Origin of the sequence: Neobittarella massiliensis (ex Bilen et al. 2018) (genome assembly GCF_900289145.1) — a bacterium.
GTDB lineage: Bacteria > Bacillota > Clostridia > Oscillospirales > Ruminococcaceae > Neobittarella > Neobittarella massiliensis.
Map to the genome: position 1 here is coordinate 179,676 of NZ_OKQO01000004.1, position 19,973 is coordinate 199,648.

Consider the following 19,973-nt stretch of genomic DNA (forward strand, 5'->3'; position numbering starts at 1 on the left):
TCATACCGTGCGACTTTTTTAGGTCTGCTGGTGCTGCATGGACACGATATGGCAGTCCGGGCAGAATTCCACATAGAGCGTGCCCTCCGCACAGTCAAACACCGTATCCCACTGAATCTGGGCCAGATATTTCATAGGTTTCCCGCAGTGGGGGCAGGTCGTATATTCCGCGTCCTGTACCCAGTTGGCAAAGCCACCCACCGTGTTCACATCCTGGCAGGCCGCACCGTAAAACAGGGGCACGGGCGCTTCGCCCAGCACAAAGGGATTTTCCGTGAGGGCCTTGTAGTCCTCGGGACTGACATAGCAATCCGTTTTCTCCGCCCCGTCAAAGAGCTCGGAGGGAAAGACTTCCACGCCGCCATCCAGGGTAAAACTGTTAAAGGCTGGACCTTTCAAGAATCCCACACAGTTGGGGCAGCAGGTGGCAGTCAGAATACCATCCAACCCCAGAAATTTCAGCCGCTCATCCTGGCCATCCAGCACCAGCATGTCCACCATGCGTCCGCCACAGTGGGGGCATGTGTCCTCCCGTGCCCGGCCAATGCGGACGGGAGATTTCTCGCTGGTGGTTCCTTTGACCATAGGATAGCAGGTATCGAAGTTGAGCTGGATTTTCTGGCCCTCCTTGTCGAAGGTCCAGCCTCCGATCTGCGCATAGCTGGATGGGTCTACATAGAGGCCCTTGCGCCAGGGCCGGGGATTTCGCTCCAGCTCCAGCAGAGTCTCCATTGCCTTGTCATCTCCTTGCATAGCAAGGCAACTCATCAGGTTGGAGGCCGCGCTGGAATATTCTGCGGACAACAGCGCATGGATCAGACCATCCCGCACATCGGCGGGAGCATGATAATAGATCTCACAGGGCCAGAACACCTCTGCGGCCAGTGCCACTCGCTGAATCTCCGGGGTGATGGCATCATGGTAGCCAAGCAGCTGCCAAAAGTCGGCGAACTCTGGGTCCTCCATATCAGCCAGCCTCTGGATGTTCTGTATCAAGTTTCTTTGTTTTTCGACAATTTGTTCCGGCATCCAGGCCAGAGCAGCTTGCCGTTCTTGCTCGCACTTACATTTCCAACACAATCCCTCATAACCCAATGGGGTTCCACAGCTGGGGCAGGTATATTTCAGACTCATGTTCTCATACTCCTTTCAGGCAATAAAAAAGCCCCACGCCGCACTGTCATAAAGACAGGCTGACGCAGGACATGAAGAAGCCGCGTTGAAGGAGCCGCATCCACCAGCAGATGTAGTTTCTTCAACAACCAAAATATTTTTTTCGTATCTTAAAGCAGCAAATTGCTGTCCAATATATTTGTTCATAGCGGCACCATTTATTCTGAGCGTAGTTTTATATCTTATTATATCACAGCACCCCTTCAATGAAAATATTTTGTTGGAAATGCTAATGAAAAATTTTTGTGAATTTGTTAAGGCGCAGGGGCTGTTATCTCCATAGTGTCTGGATGGATCAGAGTGATTACTTTTCCCTGATGTAAGGCATAGTTGACTGTCTGTGCTGTGCCTGAACGCAGCTTTTTCTGATTATCAAACACACCGATGAGGTACTCTGCATGATCGACCATATAGTAATTCCTTTTTTTATAACTGGAAACATCCGCAGAATGTGAAATAACAATAGAATCGTTTGCGTTTTGGATCAGCTTTTTCAATCTATGTTTACTCTGATCCGGCCATTTAGAGTCATAGCCGATGAAGGGAACTACAACGATAATTTTAATATCCTCGTATCCCGTTTGTGCTCTCAATGTCAGCAGCTGTTCTCCAGCCCACATATCCACACCAAGAGCACCGCCGACAAAAAAAGTACGGACAAATTTCTCGTCATGGAGTATCCGAAACTGCTCCAGGAGACATTCTTTTAATTTTTGGCATAGGGGATCTTCCTCATTATATCCAAAGCAAAATCTTGTTGGTCTGTGGCCGGTAATGGCGCAGGCATACTGATTCATATAAATCACCCTTGATAACCGCCGTGATTACGCATATAAAGCAAAAATAACGCAAATAATAATGCGTATAAAGGTTATATTACAAAATTATAACACAATACATACGAAGTATCAAGAATTGCTTTCTGCTATGCTAAAAGAGCAGAGAGGTGAGCGTATGGACGAAGAATTTATCCGCAATCGAATCACAGAATTACGATTGAAAAAAGGCGTTTCAGAATATCAGATGAGCATGGAGTTAGGGCAGAACAGAAGCTATATTCAGGCGATTTCTTCTGGGCGTTCTATGCCGTCTATGAAGCAGTTTCTCAACATCTGTGAGTATTTTGAAATCACGCCGCTTCAATTTTTTGATGCACAGGAAAATAACCCTCAGCTTATCAAGAAGGCTTTAGACGGAATGAGAAAGATGTCAGATGACGATCTGATTATGCTGATTGGTTTTATAAGTCGCTTAAACACAGAAAACTAACGATAGGAGGCAGTAAGCGTCCCGTCGTTAGTTTTTCATTTTATGCGCAGCATATTGTGGCAAGCAATGCTTGTGGCTATCCATTTCGCCACAAACTGCTTGTTGAGGGCAGTGCCCCCAAGCCCCTTTGAACACAGAATTTCATTCTGTGGCTGCGCGTTCTGCGAACGCTTTTGACCAGGACCAGCTTATCGCTGGCCGTGGTCTTTTTCTTTTTCAACATCCTGTTCTACCTCCATTTTCAGCACCCGATCCACATTGGCCTTTGCAGTTAAAAGCTCCCGCATTTCCTCACGAGAACGCCGGTACTCGGCATAGGTCTTTTTCTTTTCTTCCAGCAATTTCGCATACTCCGTCTGCAACTCTTTGACCTTAGGCAGCTTCTTGACTCCCATTTCATCAAAGGCATTCTTGGCAGCCTGGTGGAGCAGAATTTCTTCCTCATGTTCTTCCCGGAATTTCTTAGAGTAGCCGGCCTTGCGGTATGCCACATAGACCTCACGGGTCTTGGCATAATTTACAATGTGAGTACGCAGAACAGCAATCTCTGCCATGCGCTTTTCAGCCGCTTTGATCTGCGCCGAAAGCTCATTGTGATGTGCCGTGGCAGCCGCAGCCTTTTCTTCTAAAATCGCATACTCCAACAGGTTATTCTCTGACAGGTAATTCATGGTCTGTGCCATTTGTTTCAGATTGAAAACCTTAGCCCATCGAGCATAGCCAGCACCTTTTCCTGCCTGCAATTTTGCCTGAATGTCCACCAGCAGATTGACCTTCTGCGTCTCTGCCTGTGTAACTATTTTCTTTCGTGGGGTATGCGCTTTCTTCCCGGAGAGAACCGCCTGCAAATCATCTAATCCATATCCTTCGCCCAGGCTGTCCATTCGGGCGGCTTTCTCCCAACCGGGGAGCTTCAGGCGATACGATTTCCCGCGCTTTGATACCTCACAGCCGGACTCTTGCAGCAGCCTCAGCAGCTCCTCAAAATTAGCAGGACTTTGTGATAATGCGTTGTCAATCGCTACACGCAGCAGCTCTCGGTGAGAGGGCTTTGCCTGATCGCCCAGCCATTTGTTATAGCTCTTTCCGTGAGGTTTCGGATTCTCCACAATGGACAGTCCGTTTTCGATGCAGATGGTGTCACTTAACTGTCGGACTGCCTTGGTGCTGCCCCAAAAGTTTCGGAATTTCCGGTCATATTCTAAGCTGACCGATGACCAGATAATGTGATTATGAATGTGCGATTTGTCTATATGAGTGCAGACCACAAAGGCATGATTGCCCTTGGTAAAACGCTTGGCAAATTCCACACCCAGCCGGTTCGCTTCTTCCGGAGTGATCTCACCGGGGCGGAACGACTGGCGCACATGATAGGCGATCACATCATCCGCGCCGCGCACTCGTCCGGTAGCGGCAATGTACTGCCGCTTTGCCAGAAGGAACTCCGCATCCACAGTCCGGCTGTCACACGCATAGCCGGTAATGAGTCTGCCGTCATCTGTTTTCTTTGGGTTGGCCACATAGTCGATGATGTCACTGATCGCCCGACTTTCTGTGCGGCCCTTGCCGACATGAAGCGGCATGATTCTCGTGGTTGCCATAGGTCAGACCTCCTTCCCGAAAAGAAAACGGCCTGCCATAGCAGACCGCTTTCACTATTCTATAAAACTTTCTTCATCGAAAAAATTGAACTCATCATCTTCTAAGTGTCTTGGTGGAAATCTCATTTCATATTGCTCTTGCGCCAATGCACGGACATCAGGCCGCCTATCCTTTAGTCGATTTTTCAGCCAGGACAACTGCTCTTTCGATAGCCTCCATGGAAGATTCAAAAGACGATTCAGTGTCATCAGTTCAGCCTGCGTTTCTGCTGGTAGCGAAGCACAGGATTTACAAATGTGGGATGCATGACCTTTGCCTGAAAATTTTTCGTTGGCTTTGTATTCACCACAAACTTTACAATAGTGTCCATGCTTTTTCATAAGCTGATGCCCTTCTCGCAAAGAACATATAACCTGCGAATTGCTTTCATAATCACATCCCATTCCAAATCAGAAGCATAAGAAAACTTTTTACGGTATGCCTCCCAAAGTTTTTGCATAACCGAATCATTTTCCACTTCGTCAAAAACTTCTTCAGCCTGGTTAAGATACTTCTCCGATCCCCGTTTATGAGCAGTTGCCAGAAGCGCATCATGTAAAATTTTCGGGTTCAGCGTGGTTCCATGCAGCTGTTCTAAAATGTAAATATCGTAGAAATCTCTCATGCGGGTATTGGTTGTGGTTCTGGTAATAATGGTTTCCAGTTTTTCTGCCAGCACAGTTTCTAAATTATAAGCCCAAATATCAATGGAGCGATCTTCCAGCATAAGTTTGAATGAATACCGAACCTCTCTTGGAGTGATTGCATCTCCCGTAGAAATATCAATTTTCAAAGGGGTCACTACACCATCGAATGTTGTACTCATGCTGACACGAATCCCCGGATACTCTGCTTCATCCATAATCTCCGAAATACTTTTCAGCTGAAATTTAACACCATCATCAATCGGAACAGTTACGATTGATGAAATTAGATTCTCAATATCCTCCACATTAACATTAGCTCCTTTTATGGTTGCATCCAAATCCATCGTAGAGCGGGCATCCAATCCAACCATAGCCGCTACCAACATACCACCCTTCAAGATAAACTTATCACGATACTCAGAAAGAGAAATACGCTCCAAAAAACGCTCCATCATGTAGTTCCTCATTAAAATCTGAGCATCTGCGGATTTTTCTCTGGAAAGGTTTCGTATTAAATCTTTAAGCTGCCTTGCTGTTTTTATCATAAAAGTACCTCCAAATACTGTCGTAAAATTTTTTCCACCTTGAACATCCCAGCATATTGCATTAAAGCTCGCAGGTTCTTATCTTTTCTACGGGCATACGCTTTCAGTGCTCCCTGAAAGGTCTGAATTTCAATTCTGCTACGGCTTCTGAGCAAATCACAGATCGTTCGCTCCATATCATAAACCGGCACAGTATGCCCGAACGGAGTTTTCGCTGTTGTAAGTCCTACATCATGTAAGTCTGCTTTAATCGTAAAAACTTGAATGCCTTCTGCTTTCATTTTGCTTGGATTGCATCCAGTTTTGACCGTAACTGTATATTCTATTGGTTCACGGTCTGTCAGATCGTGAAAAAATAAAGCTGTTTCATGTGAAAATACTGCTTGTTCAAATCGCAAATGAAGCAGATACATGGCATCCACCCAGGAATCTTTGGACAGATAAATCCCATGTGCGACTCTATCCAAATCTCGTGAACGCACATAATCATAAAATACCGGCTTTGAAATTCCCGAAGATACGACCTGCGATGTTCGCAGCATTCCTTCTTGTGCTGTTAGCATCTGATCCAGCTGTTCAAATTGTCCCATCATGTCACTTCCTTTCGTACTAATATTATATTCAATATTAGTTCAAAAGTAAAGTCGTGGATATAAAATTCCTTTTCCCAAATTTAACAGACGGTGTCTGGCATTTTTATGGTTTTGCGTATTTTTATCCATAAACCAACTCCTGAATTGCAAATTTCAAACTCTGCACCTTGCCCAGTAGCCAGATTGCAGCCAGTGGCAGCCCCATCGGGCTAATCAAAAATGCCATAACCAGCAAAATCACACCATTCTGCGGGGAATAGGTAATAAGCACAGCCACGCCAAGCAGAGCAATTACAGTGCTGAGCAGACCAAGCACCAGACCGGATATGTAGATCAGCCCCGTGCAGAGCCAGACAAAAAGCGTCAGCACCAAAGTGACCGGTGCAGTTATAATCATCAAAAGCCCTTTCAAAATCTTCATGTTATTTCCTCCTTGCAGCGTTCTTGGTATCTTTTCTAATCATATTATCCGGCATGGGCAGGCAAAAGACAAGGATACCGATAAAAAGAAAAAGCGGAGAGAGGAGCAGCGAAGTAATGCCGTTCCTCCCTCCGCAAATGGAGTATCTATCCCTGTTATAAAAGTTTGGAAAGCTGGGTAAGAATTTCCTCTACGCCCTCCCATAACTGTTCCTGCCGCTGGGATATATCCTCCAAGTCAGCATCATAAACCCGTCCAGTCTCATGCACTTTACGGGTCAGCTGGTTTAAGTTGTTGCTGCTTCGGCGCATCAGGGAAACAAGCTCCTTCAACTCCGGCAGCTCCAGCTTGACTACATACCCATCCAGCGCCATTTTTCTTAGATAGGCTTCACGGTTGGAGGTTCCAAACTGAGACATTTTTTGCTCAATCACAGCAAGCTCCTCCGCTGAAACTCTAAAGTTTAATTGCATATCCCGCTTACGCTTTGCCATAGTTATCGCTCCGGCTCCCGTTTCTTCGGGGCGGCAGGCTTATGGGCAGGCAGCTCCTGTTTGAGCTTATCCCGTACTGAGGGGCGGGACGGTTGCAGTTTTTCTCCCTGAGTACGGCTGCGCTGCTGTTCTACACGCACCAGATCAATAAAGCCATCCAGCACAGCAGGGTGGCTGTTTAAGGCATAACCACAACGGACAGTTTCGGGATTATCGTTGGGAATGGTCTTAGCCCATTCTTTGTTGCGTCGGGAGTAGCGCCCATCCCAGTCCTGAAGCTGGACGGTGTTAGCCAGAACCATAGCCACACGCTCCATGCCATAGATCTCGATCACACCCTTTGCCGCATCGTGACTGAGATACATTCCGTCGAAGTGTTCCCGCACCGCCGCTTCAATGGACTCCTTGCATTGGAGATTTGCATTGTTGGAAGCCCGGTACTGCTCCAACTCCCCATGTTCTCTCGCATAGGCGGCAGAATGGGGATAGACCGGTGTTGTTCGCAGTTCCTCTTTGGCTCTGCACACATCATCGGCACGGTTCTCAATGCTGTCCCGGATCACATCCATATAACCGGTCTCCAACTTTTCAAAATAGCGGTACACATCCGCCAGCGGAGAGGGAGATTCCAAAAGTGCCTGAGCCTGGGCATCAGTCAGCTCCAGTTCCTCCATCGCCATCACAATGTCCTCACGAACCGTGTACTCATAGGTGTGGTGCAGGATTTCTTCCGGGGGCTGGCTTTTCAGCCAGTCCCGGAACTTGTCCTGTTCGGCAGCCATCTTTTCATAAAGGGCTGTATTCAGATCGTTAGTATTCATGTTATCGCACCTCCTCATGCTGTTTTGGTTTCTTGTCTGTACTGCGGGGTTGCACCGGGCGTTTTAGGTTATCCAGCACCGAAGGCCGTGTACTTTTGGCAACAACAGACTCGGTGTGTGCCTGTCCCTTTCCGTCGATGTTGAGCAGGGTATCCAGCTCCACCAGACGGGCGTTTTTGCATCTCAGTTCTTCTTCATAAAGGAATGGCTTTCCGACTTCCTCCTTTGCCGCAGCTTGCTGCTGACAGAGGTTATCCAGCTGTGCCTTTGCCGACTCCAGACGCTGGGGCATCTGAGCAAGGGCATTGTCGATACGGGTAAGATTTCCGCGAGGGTCTGTACCAAGGGTTGCCCGGTGGGTCATCTGTCCTTTCAGCAGGAGCGTATACTCCTGTTTCCAAGCGGAAAATTCCACGGACATGGCATACCCCCGGTAGTTGCCGATCTGCACCGGATCGGAGGTTTTAACCTCCTTGCAGGCATCCAAAAGGGCTGCGCCGGCGTTCTCCTTATCGGTCAGCAGATCGCCACGGATTTCCATACCAGCAAAACCGTCCTCCGGGTGCGGGTGCGCTGCCAAAACCTCCAGATCGGATTCAAAGCCCTTGATAAAGCCCTTGTGCTTTTCAATCTCCTCCGGGAAGTATTTGAGCAGCTGGTCCTCCAGACGATATTGCTTGCTCTGGTGGTCGGCTTTCATCAGCTTCAGGCGGGATACCTCCACATCCAAATCCATGCGCTCCTTGATGCGGGGATCTCCGGCACACAGAGCCTTGATCTCTGCAAAACTGAGGGCGGTTTCATCCACATCATCGCAGGAGCGTACCGGCGATTTAGAAGTCATGATCTGACTAATGAATTTTTGCTTATTCTCCACCGTCTGCCAGAGGTATGCGTCAAAGGTTCCTTCGGTCACATAGCGGTACACATGGACAAGAGGATTCTGGTTACCCTGGCGCTCGATACGGCCCTTGCGCTGGGCAAGGTCTCCCGGTCTCCACGGACAGTCCAGGTCATGAAGTGCCACCAGACGGTCCTGCACATTGGTGCCTGCGCCCATCTTGGCGGTGCTGCCCAAAAGGACACGAACCTGACCGGTACGGACTTTAGAGAACAGCTCCTTTTTCCGCACTTCGGTATTGGCTTCATGGATAAAAGCGATCTGGTCGGCAGGCATCCCCTGAGCAATGAGTTTCTGACGAATATCGTCATATACCGTAAAGGTCGGTTCCTGTTCCGGCAGAGGCACAGCGCCTTCCAATGCGTGAAGCAGTGGATTATCCAGCGTTTTCGCCGCCTTGCTTGCAGGAGCTTTGGCCTGTGGTGTAGAAATGTCGCAGAACACCAGCTGGGTCAGCTTGTCAGCTTTGCCGTCCCGCCAGATCTGCATGATGTTGTCCACACACTGATTGACCTTTGTGCCAGGTTCGTCCGGCAGCATCTGGTTGACGATCCTCTGGTCAAGCCCCAACTTACGGCCATCCGAGGTAATCTTGAGCATGTTATCCTGGGACGGGTCAACAGTTCCGCTGTGTACCAGCGATGCACGCTCCGAAAGAGCTTTGACCATTTCCTGCTGATGTTCGGTAGGCTGCGCCACGATGTTGTGGTATTCCACTTCCGGGGTAGGCAGATTCAGCTGGTCGGCAGTCTTAATGTCAGCCACTTCTTTGAACAGGTTCATCAGCTCCGGCAGGTTAAAGAACTTGCTGAATCTCGTTCTTGCCCGGTAGCCGGTGCCTTCCGGTGCCAGCTCCAATGCTGTGACGGTCTCCCCAAATCGGGAAGCCCAACAGTCGAAGTGGGTCATGTTCAGCTCTTGCAGGCGTTCATACTGAAGATAACGCTGCATGGTGTAAAGCTCGGTCATGGAGTTGCTGACCGGGGTGCCGGTGGCAAAGATCACACCACGATTTCCGGTGATCTCGTCCATATAGCGGCACTTGGCAAACATATCGGAGGATTTCTGCGCGTCCGATGTGGAAAGACCAGCCACATTTCGCATTTTTGTGTATAAAAACAGGTTTTTGTAGTTGTGGGCCTCGTCCACAAATAAACGGTCCACCCCCAGCTGCTCAAAAGTTACCACATCGTCTTTTCGCCCCTCGGCTTGCAGCTTTTCCAGTCTGGCTTCCAGAGACTTTCTGGTACGCTCCAGCTGCTTGACGGTAAAACGCTCGCCGCCGCTGGCCTGCACCTCTGCGATGCCCTCGGTGATCTCGTCGATCTGCTCATAGAGAAGCCGTTCCTGACGCTCCCGGCTGATGGGGATACGCTCAAACTGGCTGTGTCCCATGATGATGGCGTCGTAGTCACCGGTCGCAATACGGGCGCAGAACTTCTTGCGGTTATGGGTCTCAAAGTCCTTTTTGGTGGTGACTAAGATGTTGGCAGAAGGATAGAGACGCAGAAACTCCGACGCCCACTGCTCTGTCAGATGGTTTGGAACCACAAAGAGAGATTTCTGGCACAGTCCCAGGCGTTTGGCTTCCATCGAAGCAGCTACCATTTCAAAAGTTTTGCCTGCGCCTACTTCATGTGCCAACAGGGTATTTCCTCCATACAGCACATGGGCAATGGCGCTTTTCTGGTGTTCCCGCAGGGTAATGGCCGGGTTCATGCCTCCAAAAGTGATGTGACTGCCATCATATTCACGGGGACGGGTAGAGTTCATTTCCTCGTTGTACTGGCTCACCAAAGTCTGGCGGCGCTCCGGGTCTCTCCAGATCCAGTCCCTAAAGGCTTCCCGGATCGCCTGCTGTTTTTGAGCCGCCAGGGTGGTCTCCTTGGCATTCAGCACGCGGCGCTCTTTTCCGTCTGCGTCCTCTATGGTGTCATAGATGCGGACATCCCGCAGGTTTAAGGAATCCTCCAGAATCTTGTAGGCGTTGGCGCGGCTGGTCCCATAGGTGGTATAAGCTGCCACATCGTTGTAGGATACAGAAGATTTTCCCTTGATCTGCCATTCAGCGGTAAAGGACGAATAGTTGACCTCGATACTGCGTTGGAGATAAAACGGGGTATTAAAGGTCTCATACATAAACTGCTGGATATATTCCTTGTCAATCCAGGTAGCGCCCAGACGCACCTCGATCTCCGACGCATCCAGGTCTTTGGGCTGGGCGGCGGTAAGAGCTTCCACATTGACTGCAAAAGAAGGGTCCTGCTGTGCCGCCCGCTGAGCCTGACGCAGTTTGCGGCGTACATTGCCGGAAAGGTATTCATCAGCAGTCACATAATGGGGTGTGCCGTCCTGTTCCAGCTGTCCCGGCACACGGAAGATCACACTTTGCAGTTCTCCCGCCAGTTCTTCTTTTGTTTTTCCGGTAAGCTGGCTCATATAGCCCATATCTACGCAGGCTTTTTCCGAGATGGACACCGCCAGTGCTTCGCTTGCCGTATCCACAGTAGCCACTGCCTGATGGGGCTTGATGGTCCGTTTGGTGAACATATCCGCCTTGCGCTCCAGCTTTCCGTCCTCGTCAATAACTTCCAGCGCACAGAGCAGGTAATAGGAAGAATCGTCTGCATAGGCCAGGCGGTTTGCACGGTCATTGATGAGACCGTATTTGGCAGAAAAGCTGTCATAGAGCCGGTTTAGTTCCGCCTGTTTTTGGGTAATGGTGCTGTCTGGAACCGCTGCATCCATCTGAAGGTCGATCAGTTCCTGCACACAATCGCGCAGTCCCACAAGACCTTTTACGCGGGCTTCTGCGGTGGCGTTGAGATCAGGGCGCACCATGCGGCTGTTTTCCCGGTAGTACACCTGCCCGTCTACAATGACATAAGAATAGTTCTTCACATTAGGATCGGCAGGAATGGAGGTGCCAATGGCTTCGCCTTCGCCCAACTCCGGCAGCTCTGCCTCCTGATAAGTGCCATGAATATACTTCACCGCATCATGCAGCTGGTCGGAAAGCTCCAGTCCCTCGATAGGGTTCACGGTGTAGTCCATACCATGAGCAGTGCTTACCGGCTCCTGTCTGCCCAGCACCATTTCCGGGTGGTCGATAAAATACCGGTTGATGGCAAATCCGTCCTCCGTCTGTCCGGTTTGAGTCCATTCCGGCACGATGTCCAGCGGGCGGTCCCGCTTTTGGAGGAAGATGATGTCCGATACCACCTCGGCACCGGCATTCTTTTTGAACGCGTCATTGGGCAGACGGATAGCTCCCAGCAGCTCGGCACGCTGGGCAAGATAGCGGCGCACGGTGGAATCCTTGGCGTCCATGGTATAGCGGGAGGTTACAAAAGCCACCACACCACCGGGACGCACCTGGTCCAGTGATTTGGCGAAAAAGTAGTTGTGAATACTAAAATTCAGCTTGTTGTAGGCTTTGTCATTGACCTGATACTGACCGAAAGGCACATTGCCGATGGCAAGGTCAAAGAAGTCACGCCTGTCGGTGGTCTCAAAGCCGCCTACTGTGATGTCCGCCTTGGGATAGAGCTGCTTTGCAATGCGCCCGGAAACCGGGTCCAGCTCCACACCGTACAGACGACTGTTTCGCATTTCCTCCGGCAGCATACCGAAGAAATTGCCCACACCCATAGATGGCTCCAGAATATTTCCGGTCTCAAATCCCATACGGCCCACCGCTTCATAGATGGCCTGAATGACCGTAGGGCTGGTGTAATGGGCGTTGAGGGTGGAGCTTCTGGCGGCGGCATATTCCTCCGGGGTCAGCAGCTCTTTCAGCTGGGCATACTCGGAAGCCCATGCCGGTTTCTCCGGGTCAAAGGCATCAGAAAGACCGCCCCAGCCCACATAGCGGGATAGGACTTCCTGTTGTTCCGGGCTTGCCTGCTGTCCGGCAGCTTCCAACTCTTTCAGCAAACGAATGGCATTGATATTTGCCTGGAACTTGGCTTTCGGACCGCCTTCGCCCAAATGCTCATCGGTAATACGGAAGTTTTGTGCATTGCGGCGCAGGTTGGCCTTGTATTCCTCATAGGAGGCTTCCTCGGCAGCTTTGGCATTGGGGAAGGTCTGCCACTGGCCATTGACCTGAATGGAAACCGGGTGTTCGTCCAGCACTTCCTCAAAGGGTTTCTCCGACTCAGTCACAGGGGCTGGTGGCTCCGGCTCCTCGATATGCAGCCGTTCCACCACCACATCATAAGGCAGATTGTTCTTATCGCCCGGATAGACGGCCACGGTCTCGGAATGGAAGGTCGGGGATTCGGCAGACGGTTGGGGCTGTTCCTGTCCAAAGCCATCCATCTGACGGGCATACATCCCGCGCAGCAAAGGCGCAACTTCATCCCAGCGGAAATACAGCACAGCCAAACGCTTTTCCTCTGCGTCCAGGACTTCCAGCTCCATGCCCTGTGCCGTGGTACGGTAATCGGCAATATCGCCGGTCTCCAGATTCAGGGTCTCAATCTCATGAGGGTAGGCTCTGCTCAGCCAGTAGGCAATCTCACTGTTGCTCCTGCCGGATTGCAGCAGCGTGGAAACCTGTTTTTTATCTGCTTCATCCATCAGTCCATGGGACAATACATCCCGCAAGTCCTGATCTGCCTTGTCCGGGTCAATGGGAAGAAGCTCGGTATAGTAAGCATTGCGGCGGTCTGCCCGAAGCAACTGCTCGAACTGTTCTTTGCGCTCTGCCCGATAGATGGGATATACCATGCCGGTGGGCAGAAGCTGTACGGTGTCCTCCCGCAGCTCGGTGATCTGATAGGCGTCATCCTCGATATACACGGTATCGCCCACAGCATAAACCGGGGCGGCAGGGTCATAGGAAGTCCTTTGCGGAATTGGACTGCGAACGGCATCATATTCCTCATCGGAAATGGAAATCTCGGAAGTCTGCTCTGCCTCGGCAGCTGCGATCTGCTCTGCATCTGACATCACCTGTTGGATAAATGGGTCATTGTCCAGTTTTTCCGAGTCTGCCACCTGGCCGTTGACGATGCCCCTTTCCTCCAGGGCTTCCCGGATGGCGATGGGGTCGATATTGTCAAAACGGTCCTGTTCTTCTTCGGTATAGAACCGGTCCTCCTGAATGAGCTGGGCGATTCGGCGCTGTACCTTCGGCCAGGGCAGCTGCGTTTCCTCCGGGCTTCCGGCACGGACAACGAACAGGCTGTTGCTGCCGCCGTATTCCTGAGCCAGCCATGCAGCGGTATCTTTCTCTCTTGCATGATCTTTCATATAGCGGACGACAGCGTGTTTACTCTCAATATTGCCGTTCCATGCACAAAGGGCAGTATCAATATCTTCCTGAGAAAGAGGGCGCAGAAGCTCATGGAGCTTTGGATAGGTTTCGTCGATCACTTCCCGGTGCAGACGCTGGCGGAACTCCGGCACATCCGAATAAAGGCGGATCAGCTCCATATCCTTAGAGCCAAGAACCGCACGGCGCACAGCGGCATTACCCTCGATGACAGCATTTTCACGGTCAAAATGACCGCAGGCATTGCGGTATGCGGTATCCTCGGAAATAGCGGCAGTCACCACAGGCTTATACTGCTCAAACTGCTCCCGAAGGGTAGGCTTTGGCGTTTCTTCCTCTATCTCCGGCTGCTGGGCTTGAATGGCATCTTCTTCTGCCAGATCCTTTTCAGCCTGGATCTTGTCATACTGCGCTTGTTCCTGTTCGGTAAGATAGCGGCCTTTCTGGACAAGTGAGGTAATGCGCTTGGCAACCTTTTCCCAGTTCAAGTGAACATCCGGGCAGTCCTGCTTTTTATAGTGCAGTCCTTTCCCATCGTGATCTTCGCCGCTGTGTGTTGCGCCGGACAGGGCATGAGAGCGTCCGCCAATGCCATACTCGTCTTTAAGGAATCTCACTTTTTCCTTATCCGTATGGTTTTCCATGAAGAACGCATAGATACGGCCTTTTCCTCCGGCAAAACTGCTGCCGCCGGTCATGGCGGTGTCGATCTCATCCTCTGTAATGAAATGCTGGACGGTTGGCACTTGGGAAAGGTCCGAAGAAAAAGTCCTGCGGGGCAGGTCAAGGTCTTTCAGGTTCTCCCAGATTTCCCTTGGCCTATGGTAATGAAAGCGCAGCAGGTCACGGTCCTGCTGATAGGCAGTCCAGAAGGCGGCGTATTCTTCCTTGAGTGTCTGGCGGAAAGCCGGGTCATTCAACTGCTCCGTCAGGCGGCGGGTCTCCTCCGGGAACCCATTGCCTCTGATTTCTGACAGGCAAGACAAATATCCTGCTTCTCTGGCTTCCTCGCTGAAATCGTGGTACAGATACCAGAGCTTTTCTGCAAGGAGGGAGCGTTCATAGCCTGCCGCTTCTGCAAGCTCCACATTGGAGGCAAACTGGCCGCTCTCCAAAAGCTCCCCGATACGCTCTGCGGCGCTCTCCCAGGAAATGACCTGGGCAGACCTGTCATAACGGACAGACTTCCCGTGGGAAAGATGGATACCATCCTCGGCATACCATGCGCTCACACTGCCAAGGCCGTTGCCGCCGTGGTACAGCGCTTTCAGTATCTCGGCAATCTCAGCGGTGGTTTTTTGCTTTTCAAAGGCAGCAACCACACGCTCTCTCTGGCGGTCTGTATTGCCGCCCAAACGCAGCACATGGTCAATATCATTTTGGGCAAAAGAAAAAGCAGAGGATGTATGCGCTACATTCTCTGCTTCATCTATGGATTGGATCTGCTCCGCTTCGGAGAGGAACAGGTTTAGGGTCAGCTGTTGATAAGCTCCGCCATCAGGATCTCCTCTGCCTGGGCTTTGCAGGTGTTCATCAGGCCCACCCACTTCATGGGATCGCTGGCTTTCAGTTCCTCGGTGGCTCCCGCTTCCTTCGCCAGCTGGGGCATCATCTGTTCCAGTCTGCTCTGGGCGGTCTCGTCGATCTCGATGAGGTGCGGGTACAGCTTCTCGCTCAGCAACATCTGGTTGTAGAGGATGGGACGGTGTTCCTTCAGGTAGGTTTTCCTCATCCTTCCGTACTTGCCCAGGGGTTTCTCCGGCTGCTGGCTCAGCTTCAGGTCGGGAATCAGATAGTCTCCGTTCTGGATATAGGTCATGGGATTGTTCATCTTGTTTGCTCCTTTCTTGGTTGGCTTCGCGCTCTGCATTTCGGACGGTAACGCCGATCTGCCGCAGCACCTGCTGGTTGATCTGGCTGACCGCTGTTCCCAGCGCTCCGATGGTTGCCGGAGTATTGAAATCAAAGATCGCCATGAAATCTTCGTGGTCGAAGTAGCGTTCCGGCTCCAGTCCACAGCGGGACATCAAAGCGTAAGTGATACTGACGGTGGCTGCTGCCTTGAACTGTACTCCGATGTTAAACTCATCATATTCCTCCAAAAAGGAACCGTCAACGATATAGAAGAAGTCCTGCTGATGCTCCGTCCAGTATTCCTCAGCCAGTTTTCCGGCTACCTCGGTGAGCTGTCCGGCAAGGTCATCACCGGAAACATCATAGGTGCGCTCAAGCATGGCCTGCACCGAATCCAAATGGCGCTCCTCCAGCTGCCACAGCCAGGGAGTGCGGGAATGTTCACGGGTTCCGGTGTCGGAAATATCAAAAACATAGCGCAGGCGGGGTCTGTCCCCGGAATCGTCCACCAGAGCGATTCCCTTGGAGCCGCGCCTTACATACCGGCCCATCTTTTCATTCCACAAATCGTACTCTGCACAGGCGGTAGCGTCCGGGCGCTGGGCGTAGATCATCAGCTGCTCATGGAACGGGTACTTGTAAAGTCGGGCTGCCGTAGTAAGGAACCCTGCCCATTCCTGCCAGCTTCCCGTGAGCTGCGTTGCCACCTTCTCCGCCATCTGTGCATATAGTTCAGCTTTGGTTGGCATAGTGTTCTGTCCTCCTTTCAGTTTTGGGGTAAAAGGTGGGGTAGCATATTGCCACCCCATCCCTGCAATTATGGTGTTTACCGGTCAAAATCCGGGTACAACTCCAGCTCGGCAAACTCGGCATCACTCATGGTCTGGAGCTTGCCCAGTGCGCTGTCTGTCAACTCCCGCAGCTCGGTTTCCTCCGGGGCCAGCTCGCCGCGCATCTCACGCAGGCTGTCGATCAGTCCGGTGCGGCTGCCGGTATTGTAAATGCACATCAGGTTCATTTCCTCAAAAGTAAAGTTTCCCATATCAAATCTCCCTTTCCGCACTCTTTTTTGGCGCTATCTTTTTGTGTTCTGCCTTGGGCTGGCTTTTCAGCTGCTCCATGACGGACTTTTTCTTTTCCCGTTCCTCCCGATGGGCAGCGGCAGCCAGATCAATCAGGGAAATGGGCTGCCCGCTGCGGGCCTGCTGTTCCAGCTCTGCCACCGTAGGCTCTTTTGCGCCATTGTTGATGATACCGTCGATCATGCCGTAATCGTCCTCCACGGCCATCTCCGCATTTTTCAGCGGATTTTCCGGCAGGAATCCGGGGATCTGGGTAAAACCAACACTGTCACAGTAATGACAGGATACCTTACCGTCCTGCTTGATCGCAACGATGTCACTGACACTCATAGAAGGACTGTGAAAATCCGCCGGCTTTTGCAGATTAAACTGCTCATATAGTTTTTCCAGCTGCTCCGGTACCGTGCCAGGCTCCCTCAGCGGAGCTGTGTAAATGAGGTCATAATTGCTGCGGTCTATGGAAATGTCATGGGACTTTAACCAATCCAGATTCATAAAGCGCACATTCTGCGGATCGTCACGGCTCACCTGATAGATAGCAAAGCAATCTCTGTTCTGGGATAGAAATGCCTGTTCGCGTTCCTGCTGATGTTCCTGGCGCTCCATGACCTTTTCGTGGAACTGAGGGCTTTTCTCCCATTCCTCACGGTCCACGCCAAAAAGACCGCCATGATCCATGATTTCCTGCGGGTCAAACACCATGCTCTCCGTATTGTCCTCATGCAGCACATAGACAGTCAAACCAGCGGCATCCAGTTCCAGCGCCCGTTCTCTGGTGACAGGGAGTATCCCATCATAGAAGTAGCCGTATTCCTGCATATCCGGTGTGGATACCTGCTCATCAGGCATAGGGTATTCATCCAGCGCCTGCTCTTGTGCTTCCGGCAGCTGAGAAGAAGCAGCCATCTGACTGGCCTCTGCCTGCATCTGCTGGTAGGCAGCTTCCTGCAAGGTCTCAATCATGGACAACGGTGCGTATTTTACCGAGTCTCTGCCCAAATCGTTGTCATCACAAATCTGGAGAACTGCCTTCATGCGGGAAATCTCCGGCATATCCAGCTGACCACCATCCAACTCTTTCATGGACGCGGCATCGTAAAGGGTATAGTCCCAGCCGCTGTCACAGGACTGGATATGAAGATAGGTGGCATCGTCAATCAGAAACAAAGCCTCCTGCTGGTTGGCATCCGCCCCCAGCACTTCCATTTCCGGCATTGCCGCAGCCAGTTCCTTTACCGCTTTTTGCACCAGAGGATTATCACGGTAATAGTCGATTGCCTGGATGGTGTCCAGGTCAATGGTCTGGCCGGTCAAAATCGGAAAAGGTCCTTCATAGTCGCTTCCGTCTTTCAGCTCAAAACCAATGCCCTTGATCCCGTTCATTCGCTCTGCTGGAATCTCCTGATAAATGCGGACAGCTTCCTCCAAAGACAGGTTATCGTGGTATTCTCCGAGGTTTGGAAATTCCATGCACTCTGCTACATAGTAGGTCAGATCGCCGGTCGGCAGCCTATCAGATACCTTAATGGCATCTGCTGGCTGCTCTATCGGGGCGGTTTCCGGCTCTACCTTTGCATGAGGGTCGATTCCGCGCTCTTTGCAGATTTCCTTATAGTGGCGCTCAATGTCGGAGATCAAAGTGCCGGAGGTTTTGTTGATGGTCTCCAAACTGGCTCTCAGCTCTTTCAGCTCTTTGCCCTGGCTCCAGCTTGCAATATAGCCGAAGCTGTTTTCTCCGGTCTCGATGCCAAAATATTTGCAGACTGCATAGGAGATGCTTTCAGCCTCCACTTCTTCCGTGTGACGGTTTTTGATTGCCTGTTTTTCTGCGATTGCATCTTCCTCAACTGCAAGACGCCATTCAAACTGATTTTCGTCCACATAACGCCAATCCATATCAGAAGCAAACTGTTCGGCTTCTTTTTCTGTGGCAAAATCCAACTTGAAATCATGTTTGGTTCCACCTTCACTCTCCTGCACAACCTTCCATGACGGTAGCATTTCATATTTTTTAGGGTCATGGAGCTTGCTGTGGGCAATCTCGTGTACTGTGGCTGAAACCGTCTGAACCTCACTCATGCCCTGACGAATGGCAATTTTCTGATGATCAGCAGAAAAATAGCCGTCCGTATCAGCGGCCATTGCTTCAAAAGTAATCGGCACCGGTGCGCTGCGGCGCAGGGCCTCCATGAATGCCTCATAATTTGGCACATTGCCGGAAAGGGAGGAAGCAAGCTCCGGCAAAGGTTTCCCGTCGGTCTGGCTCACATCAAAGACCTTGACCGGGCGGAACATGGGAATCTCAATTTCTTTTTCCTCTGTGACGATCTTTCCGTCTTTATCCAGAATCGGAGCCTTGGTATCCGGGTCCAGCTTCTGCTCCTCGATTTTCTTCTTATACGGTGTGGGGGCGATGATGGTAATGCCATGCTCGCCCTTTTTTACATGACGCTCAAACTGGTCTTTCCACTTATTGTATCCGGCTACCAATGTAGCGTCCGGCTTCTGCATATAGATGAGCATGGTGTTGTTTACCGAATAGCGGTGGAAGCGGGACATGACGGACAGATAGCGCATATACTTTTCACTCTCAAACAGTTCCTTGATCCCCTGCTCGATGCCATCTGTGATTTCCCTTAGCCGTTCTCGGTTGGTGGGTTTATTCTCAGCCATGATTTTCAATCTCCTTTCCAAGTGTGTGATTTCTGCTGTGTGTTCTGCAATCCATGCCTTTTGTTCTTCTTCACTTTCATAAAGAAAAAGGTCCAGCAGGTACTCTACATAGGTTTTCTTCTGGATTGCTTCCACAAAGCGGGGGTGCGGTTCTTCCTCCGGTGTCCGGGGAGAATGGTCAATCCCCCATTTTTTCAGCAGATGGTAGTAATCGGACAGTACGCGATAACACCGCTGCCGATCCTCACGAAACTGCTGTGCCTCGGTTTTCTGCCGGACATATCTCCTGCGGGGAGGGGCCTGACTGTCATAGATCAGGCCAAAGTCCTGTGCCAGTTTCTCCGCCGCTTCTTTTGAGGAGAGGTCAAAGAGCTTTGCGGTAAAGTCGATCACATCCCCATCTTCACCGCAGCCAAAGCAGTGGAACCGCTGGTCTACCTTCATGCTTGGGTTCTTATCATCGTGAAAGGGACAGCAGGCCATGCCATTTCGTTTGACCTCGATCCCATAAAACGCTGCCGCATCTCTGGTGCTGACCGACTGCTTGACTGCTTCAAATACATTCTCTGTCATGTGCC

The 19,973-nt window shown here is 51.0% G+C and carries 16 protein-coding genes; 2 read left to right on the top strand and 14 right to left on the bottom strand.

The genetic code is table 11. The features are described 5' to 3' along the window. Positions 1-18: 18 nt before the first annotated feature. The 3 genes from C6Y32_RS06900 to C6Y32_RS06905 all read right to left on the bottom strand — a co-directional run bounded on the left by C6Y32_RS06900 (position 19) and on the right by C6Y32_RS06905 (position 1,970). Entirely contained in the window at positions 19-1,134 is a 1,116-nt protein-coding gene (locus C6Y32_RS06900; protein ID WP_105204595.1) for a hypothetical protein, read from the bottom strand. A 15-nt stretch (positions 1,135-1,149) separates the two neighbouring features. Further along, entirely contained in the window at positions 1,150-1,320 is a 171-nt protein-coding gene (locus C6Y32_RS15345) for a hypothetical protein (RefSeq protein ID WP_008723379.1), read from the bottom strand. Positions 1,321-1,427: 107 nt separating this feature from the next. Continuing rightward, positions 1,428-1,970 carry an SLOG family protein gene (locus tag C6Y32_RS06905; RefSeq protein ID WP_105204596.1) on the bottom strand — a complete coding sequence of 181 codons (543 nt, stop codon included), beginning with the start codon at positions 1,968-1,970 and terminating at the stop codon, positions 1,428-1,430. Positions 1,971-2,100: 130 nt separating this feature from the next. On the opposite strand from C6Y32_RS06905, the gene C6Y32_RS06910 reads away from it, so the two are divergent. Continuing rightward, positions 2,101-2,442: a helix-turn-helix domain-containing protein gene (locus C6Y32_RS06910; RefSeq protein ID WP_008723376.1), complete on the top strand. Its 342-nt coding sequence runs from the start codon at positions 2,101-2,103 to the stop codon at positions 2,440-2,442. Between the two features lie 188 nt (positions 2,443-2,630). Here the strand turns inward: C6Y32_RS06910 and C6Y32_RS06915 are convergent, their stop codons facing one another. From C6Y32_RS06915 to C6Y32_RS15625, 9 genes are all read right to left on the bottom strand, one after another. Then, positions 2,631-4,043, bottom strand: a complete 1,413-nt coding sequence (locus C6Y32_RS06915) for a relaxase/mobilization nuclease domain-containing protein (RefSeq protein WP_071698954.1) — start codon at positions 4,041-4,043, stop codon at positions 2,631-2,633. A 54-nt stretch (positions 4,044-4,097) separates the two neighbouring features. Then, positions 4,098-4,424, bottom strand: a complete 327-nt coding sequence (locus C6Y32_RS06920; RefSeq protein ID WP_006059593.1) for a hypothetical protein — start codon at positions 4,422-4,424, stop codon at positions 4,098-4,100. Then, positions 4,421-5,275: a nucleotidyl transferase AbiEii/AbiGii toxin family protein gene (locus C6Y32_RS06925; protein WP_002595844.1), complete on the bottom strand. Its 855-nt coding sequence runs from the start codon at positions 5,273-5,275 to the stop codon at positions 4,421-4,423. Before C6Y32_RS06925 ends, C6Y32_RS06920 begins: the two co-directional genes overlap by 4 nt. Continuing rightward, positions 5,272-5,865, bottom strand: a complete 594-nt coding sequence (locus tag C6Y32_RS06930) for a type IV toxin-antitoxin system AbiEi family antitoxin domain-containing protein (protein WP_425516120.1) — start codon at positions 5,863-5,865, stop codon at positions 5,272-5,274. Before C6Y32_RS06930 ends, C6Y32_RS06925 begins: the two co-directional genes overlap by 4 nt. Positions 5,866-5,989: 124 nt before the next feature. Beyond that, positions 5,990-6,289: a CD1845 family protein gene (locus C6Y32_RS06935; RefSeq protein ID WP_071698956.1), complete on the bottom strand. Its 300-nt coding sequence runs from the start codon at positions 6,287-6,289 to the stop codon at positions 5,990-5,992. A 155-nt stretch (positions 6,290-6,444) separates the two neighbouring features. After that, positions 6,445-6,789, bottom strand: a complete 345-nt coding sequence (locus tag C6Y32_RS06940; protein WP_425516119.1) for a plasmid mobilization protein — start codon at positions 6,787-6,789, stop codon at positions 6,445-6,447. Further along, positions 6,786-7,604 (bottom strand): DUF3848 domain-containing protein, encoded by an 819-nt coding sequence (locus C6Y32_RS06945; protein ID WP_105204597.1) that lies wholly within the window; start codon positions 7,602-7,604, stop codon positions 6,786-6,788. The genes C6Y32_RS06940 and C6Y32_RS06945 overlap by 4 nt, the downstream gene beginning before the upstream one ends. Position 7,605: 1 nt before the next feature. Beyond that, positions 7,606-14,484, bottom strand: coding sequence for an SNF2-related protein (locus C6Y32_RS06950; RefSeq protein ID WP_475600677.1), 6,879 nt, complete (start codon positions 14,482-14,484; stop codon positions 7,606-7,608). Between the two features lie 776 nt (positions 14,485-15,260). Continuing rightward, a complete protein-coding gene (locus C6Y32_RS15625; protein WP_158361358.1) occupies positions 15,261-15,617 on the bottom strand; it encodes a TnpV protein in 357 nt (118 codons plus the stop codon). Here C6Y32_RS15625 and C6Y32_RS15630 point away from each other — a divergent pair. Next, positions 15,604-16,371, top strand: a complete 768-nt coding sequence (locus tag C6Y32_RS15630; RefSeq protein WP_243562594.1) for a hypothetical protein — start codon at positions 15,604-15,606, stop codon at positions 16,369-16,371. The genes C6Y32_RS15625 and C6Y32_RS15630 overlap by 14 nt on opposite strands. A gap of 95 nt (positions 16,372-16,466) precedes the next feature. Here the strand turns inward: C6Y32_RS15630 and C6Y32_RS06955 are convergent, their stop codons facing one another. Continuing rightward, positions 16,467-16,682, bottom strand: coding sequence for a transposon-transfer assisting family protein (locus C6Y32_RS06955; RefSeq protein WP_055228434.1), 216 nt, complete (start codon positions 16,680-16,682; stop codon positions 16,467-16,469). Position 16,683: 1 nt separating this feature from the next. Beyond that, the gene (locus tag C6Y32_RS06960) at positions 16,684-19,968 is read right to left on the bottom strand and encodes a YodL domain-containing protein (RefSeq protein WP_105204599.1); all 3,285 of its coding nucleotides are present in this window, start codon (positions 19,966-19,968) and stop codon (positions 16,684-16,686) included. Positions 19,969-19,973: the final 5 nt, after the last annotated feature.

Excerpts from the sequence above, each read along its gene's own strand:
- C6Y32_RS06955 (WP_055228434.1), bottom strand. The coding sequence starts at position 16,682 with ATGGGAAACTTTACTTTTGAGGAAATGAACCTGATGTGCATTTACAAT.
- C6Y32_RS06915 (WP_071698954.1), bottom strand. The coding sequence starts at position 4,043 with ATGGCAACCACGAGAATCATGCCGCTTCATGTCGGCAAGGGCCGCACA.
- C6Y32_RS06910 (WP_008723376.1), top strand. The coding sequence starts at position 2,101 with ATGCTAAAAGAGCAGAGAGGTGAGCGTATGGACGAAGAATTTATCCGC.
- C6Y32_RS15630 (WP_243562594.1), top strand. The coding sequence starts at position 15,604 with ATGGGATTGTTCATCTTGTTTGCTCCTTTCTTGGTTGGCTTCGCGCTC.
- C6Y32_RS06925 (WP_002595844.1), bottom strand. The coding sequence starts at position 5,275 with ATGATAAAAACAGCAAGGCAGCTTAAAGATTTAATACGAAACCTTTCC.
- C6Y32_RS06945 (WP_105204597.1), bottom strand. The coding sequence starts at position 7,604 with ATGAATACTAACGATCTGAATACAGCCCTTTATGAAAAGATGGCTGCC.
- C6Y32_RS15345 (WP_008723379.1), bottom strand. The coding sequence starts at position 1,320 with ATGAACAAATATATTGGACAGCAATTTGCTGCTTTAAGATACGAAAAA.
- C6Y32_RS06900 (WP_105204595.1), bottom strand. The coding sequence starts at position 1,134 with ATGAGTCTGAAATATACCTGCCCCAGCTGTGGAACCCCATTGGGTTAT.
- C6Y32_RS06930 (WP_425516120.1), bottom strand. The coding sequence starts at position 5,865 with ATGGGACAATTTGAACAGCTGGATCAGATGCTAACAGCACAAGAAGGA.
- C6Y32_RS06920 (WP_006059593.1), bottom strand. The coding sequence starts at position 4,424 with ATGAAAAAGCATGGACACTATTGTAAAGTTTGTGGTGAATACAAAGCC.
- C6Y32_RS15625 (WP_158361358.1), bottom strand. The coding sequence starts at position 15,617 with ATGAACAATCCCATGACCTATATCCAGAACGGAGACTATCTGATTCCC.
- C6Y32_RS06935 (WP_071698956.1), bottom strand. The coding sequence starts at position 6,289 with ATGAAGATTTTGAAAGGGCTTTTGATGATTATAACTGCACCGGTCACT.
- C6Y32_RS06950 (WP_475600677.1), bottom strand. The coding sequence starts at position 14,484 with ATGACCGGCGGCAGCAGTTTTGCCGGAGGAAAAGGCCGTATCTATGCG.
- C6Y32_RS06905 (WP_105204596.1), bottom strand. The coding sequence starts at position 1,970 with ATGAATCAGTATGCCTGCGCCATTACCGGCCACAGACCAACAAGATTT.
- C6Y32_RS06960 (WP_105204599.1), bottom strand. The coding sequence starts at position 19,968 with ATGACAGAGAATGTATTTGAAGCAGTCAAGCAGTCGGTCAGCACCAGA.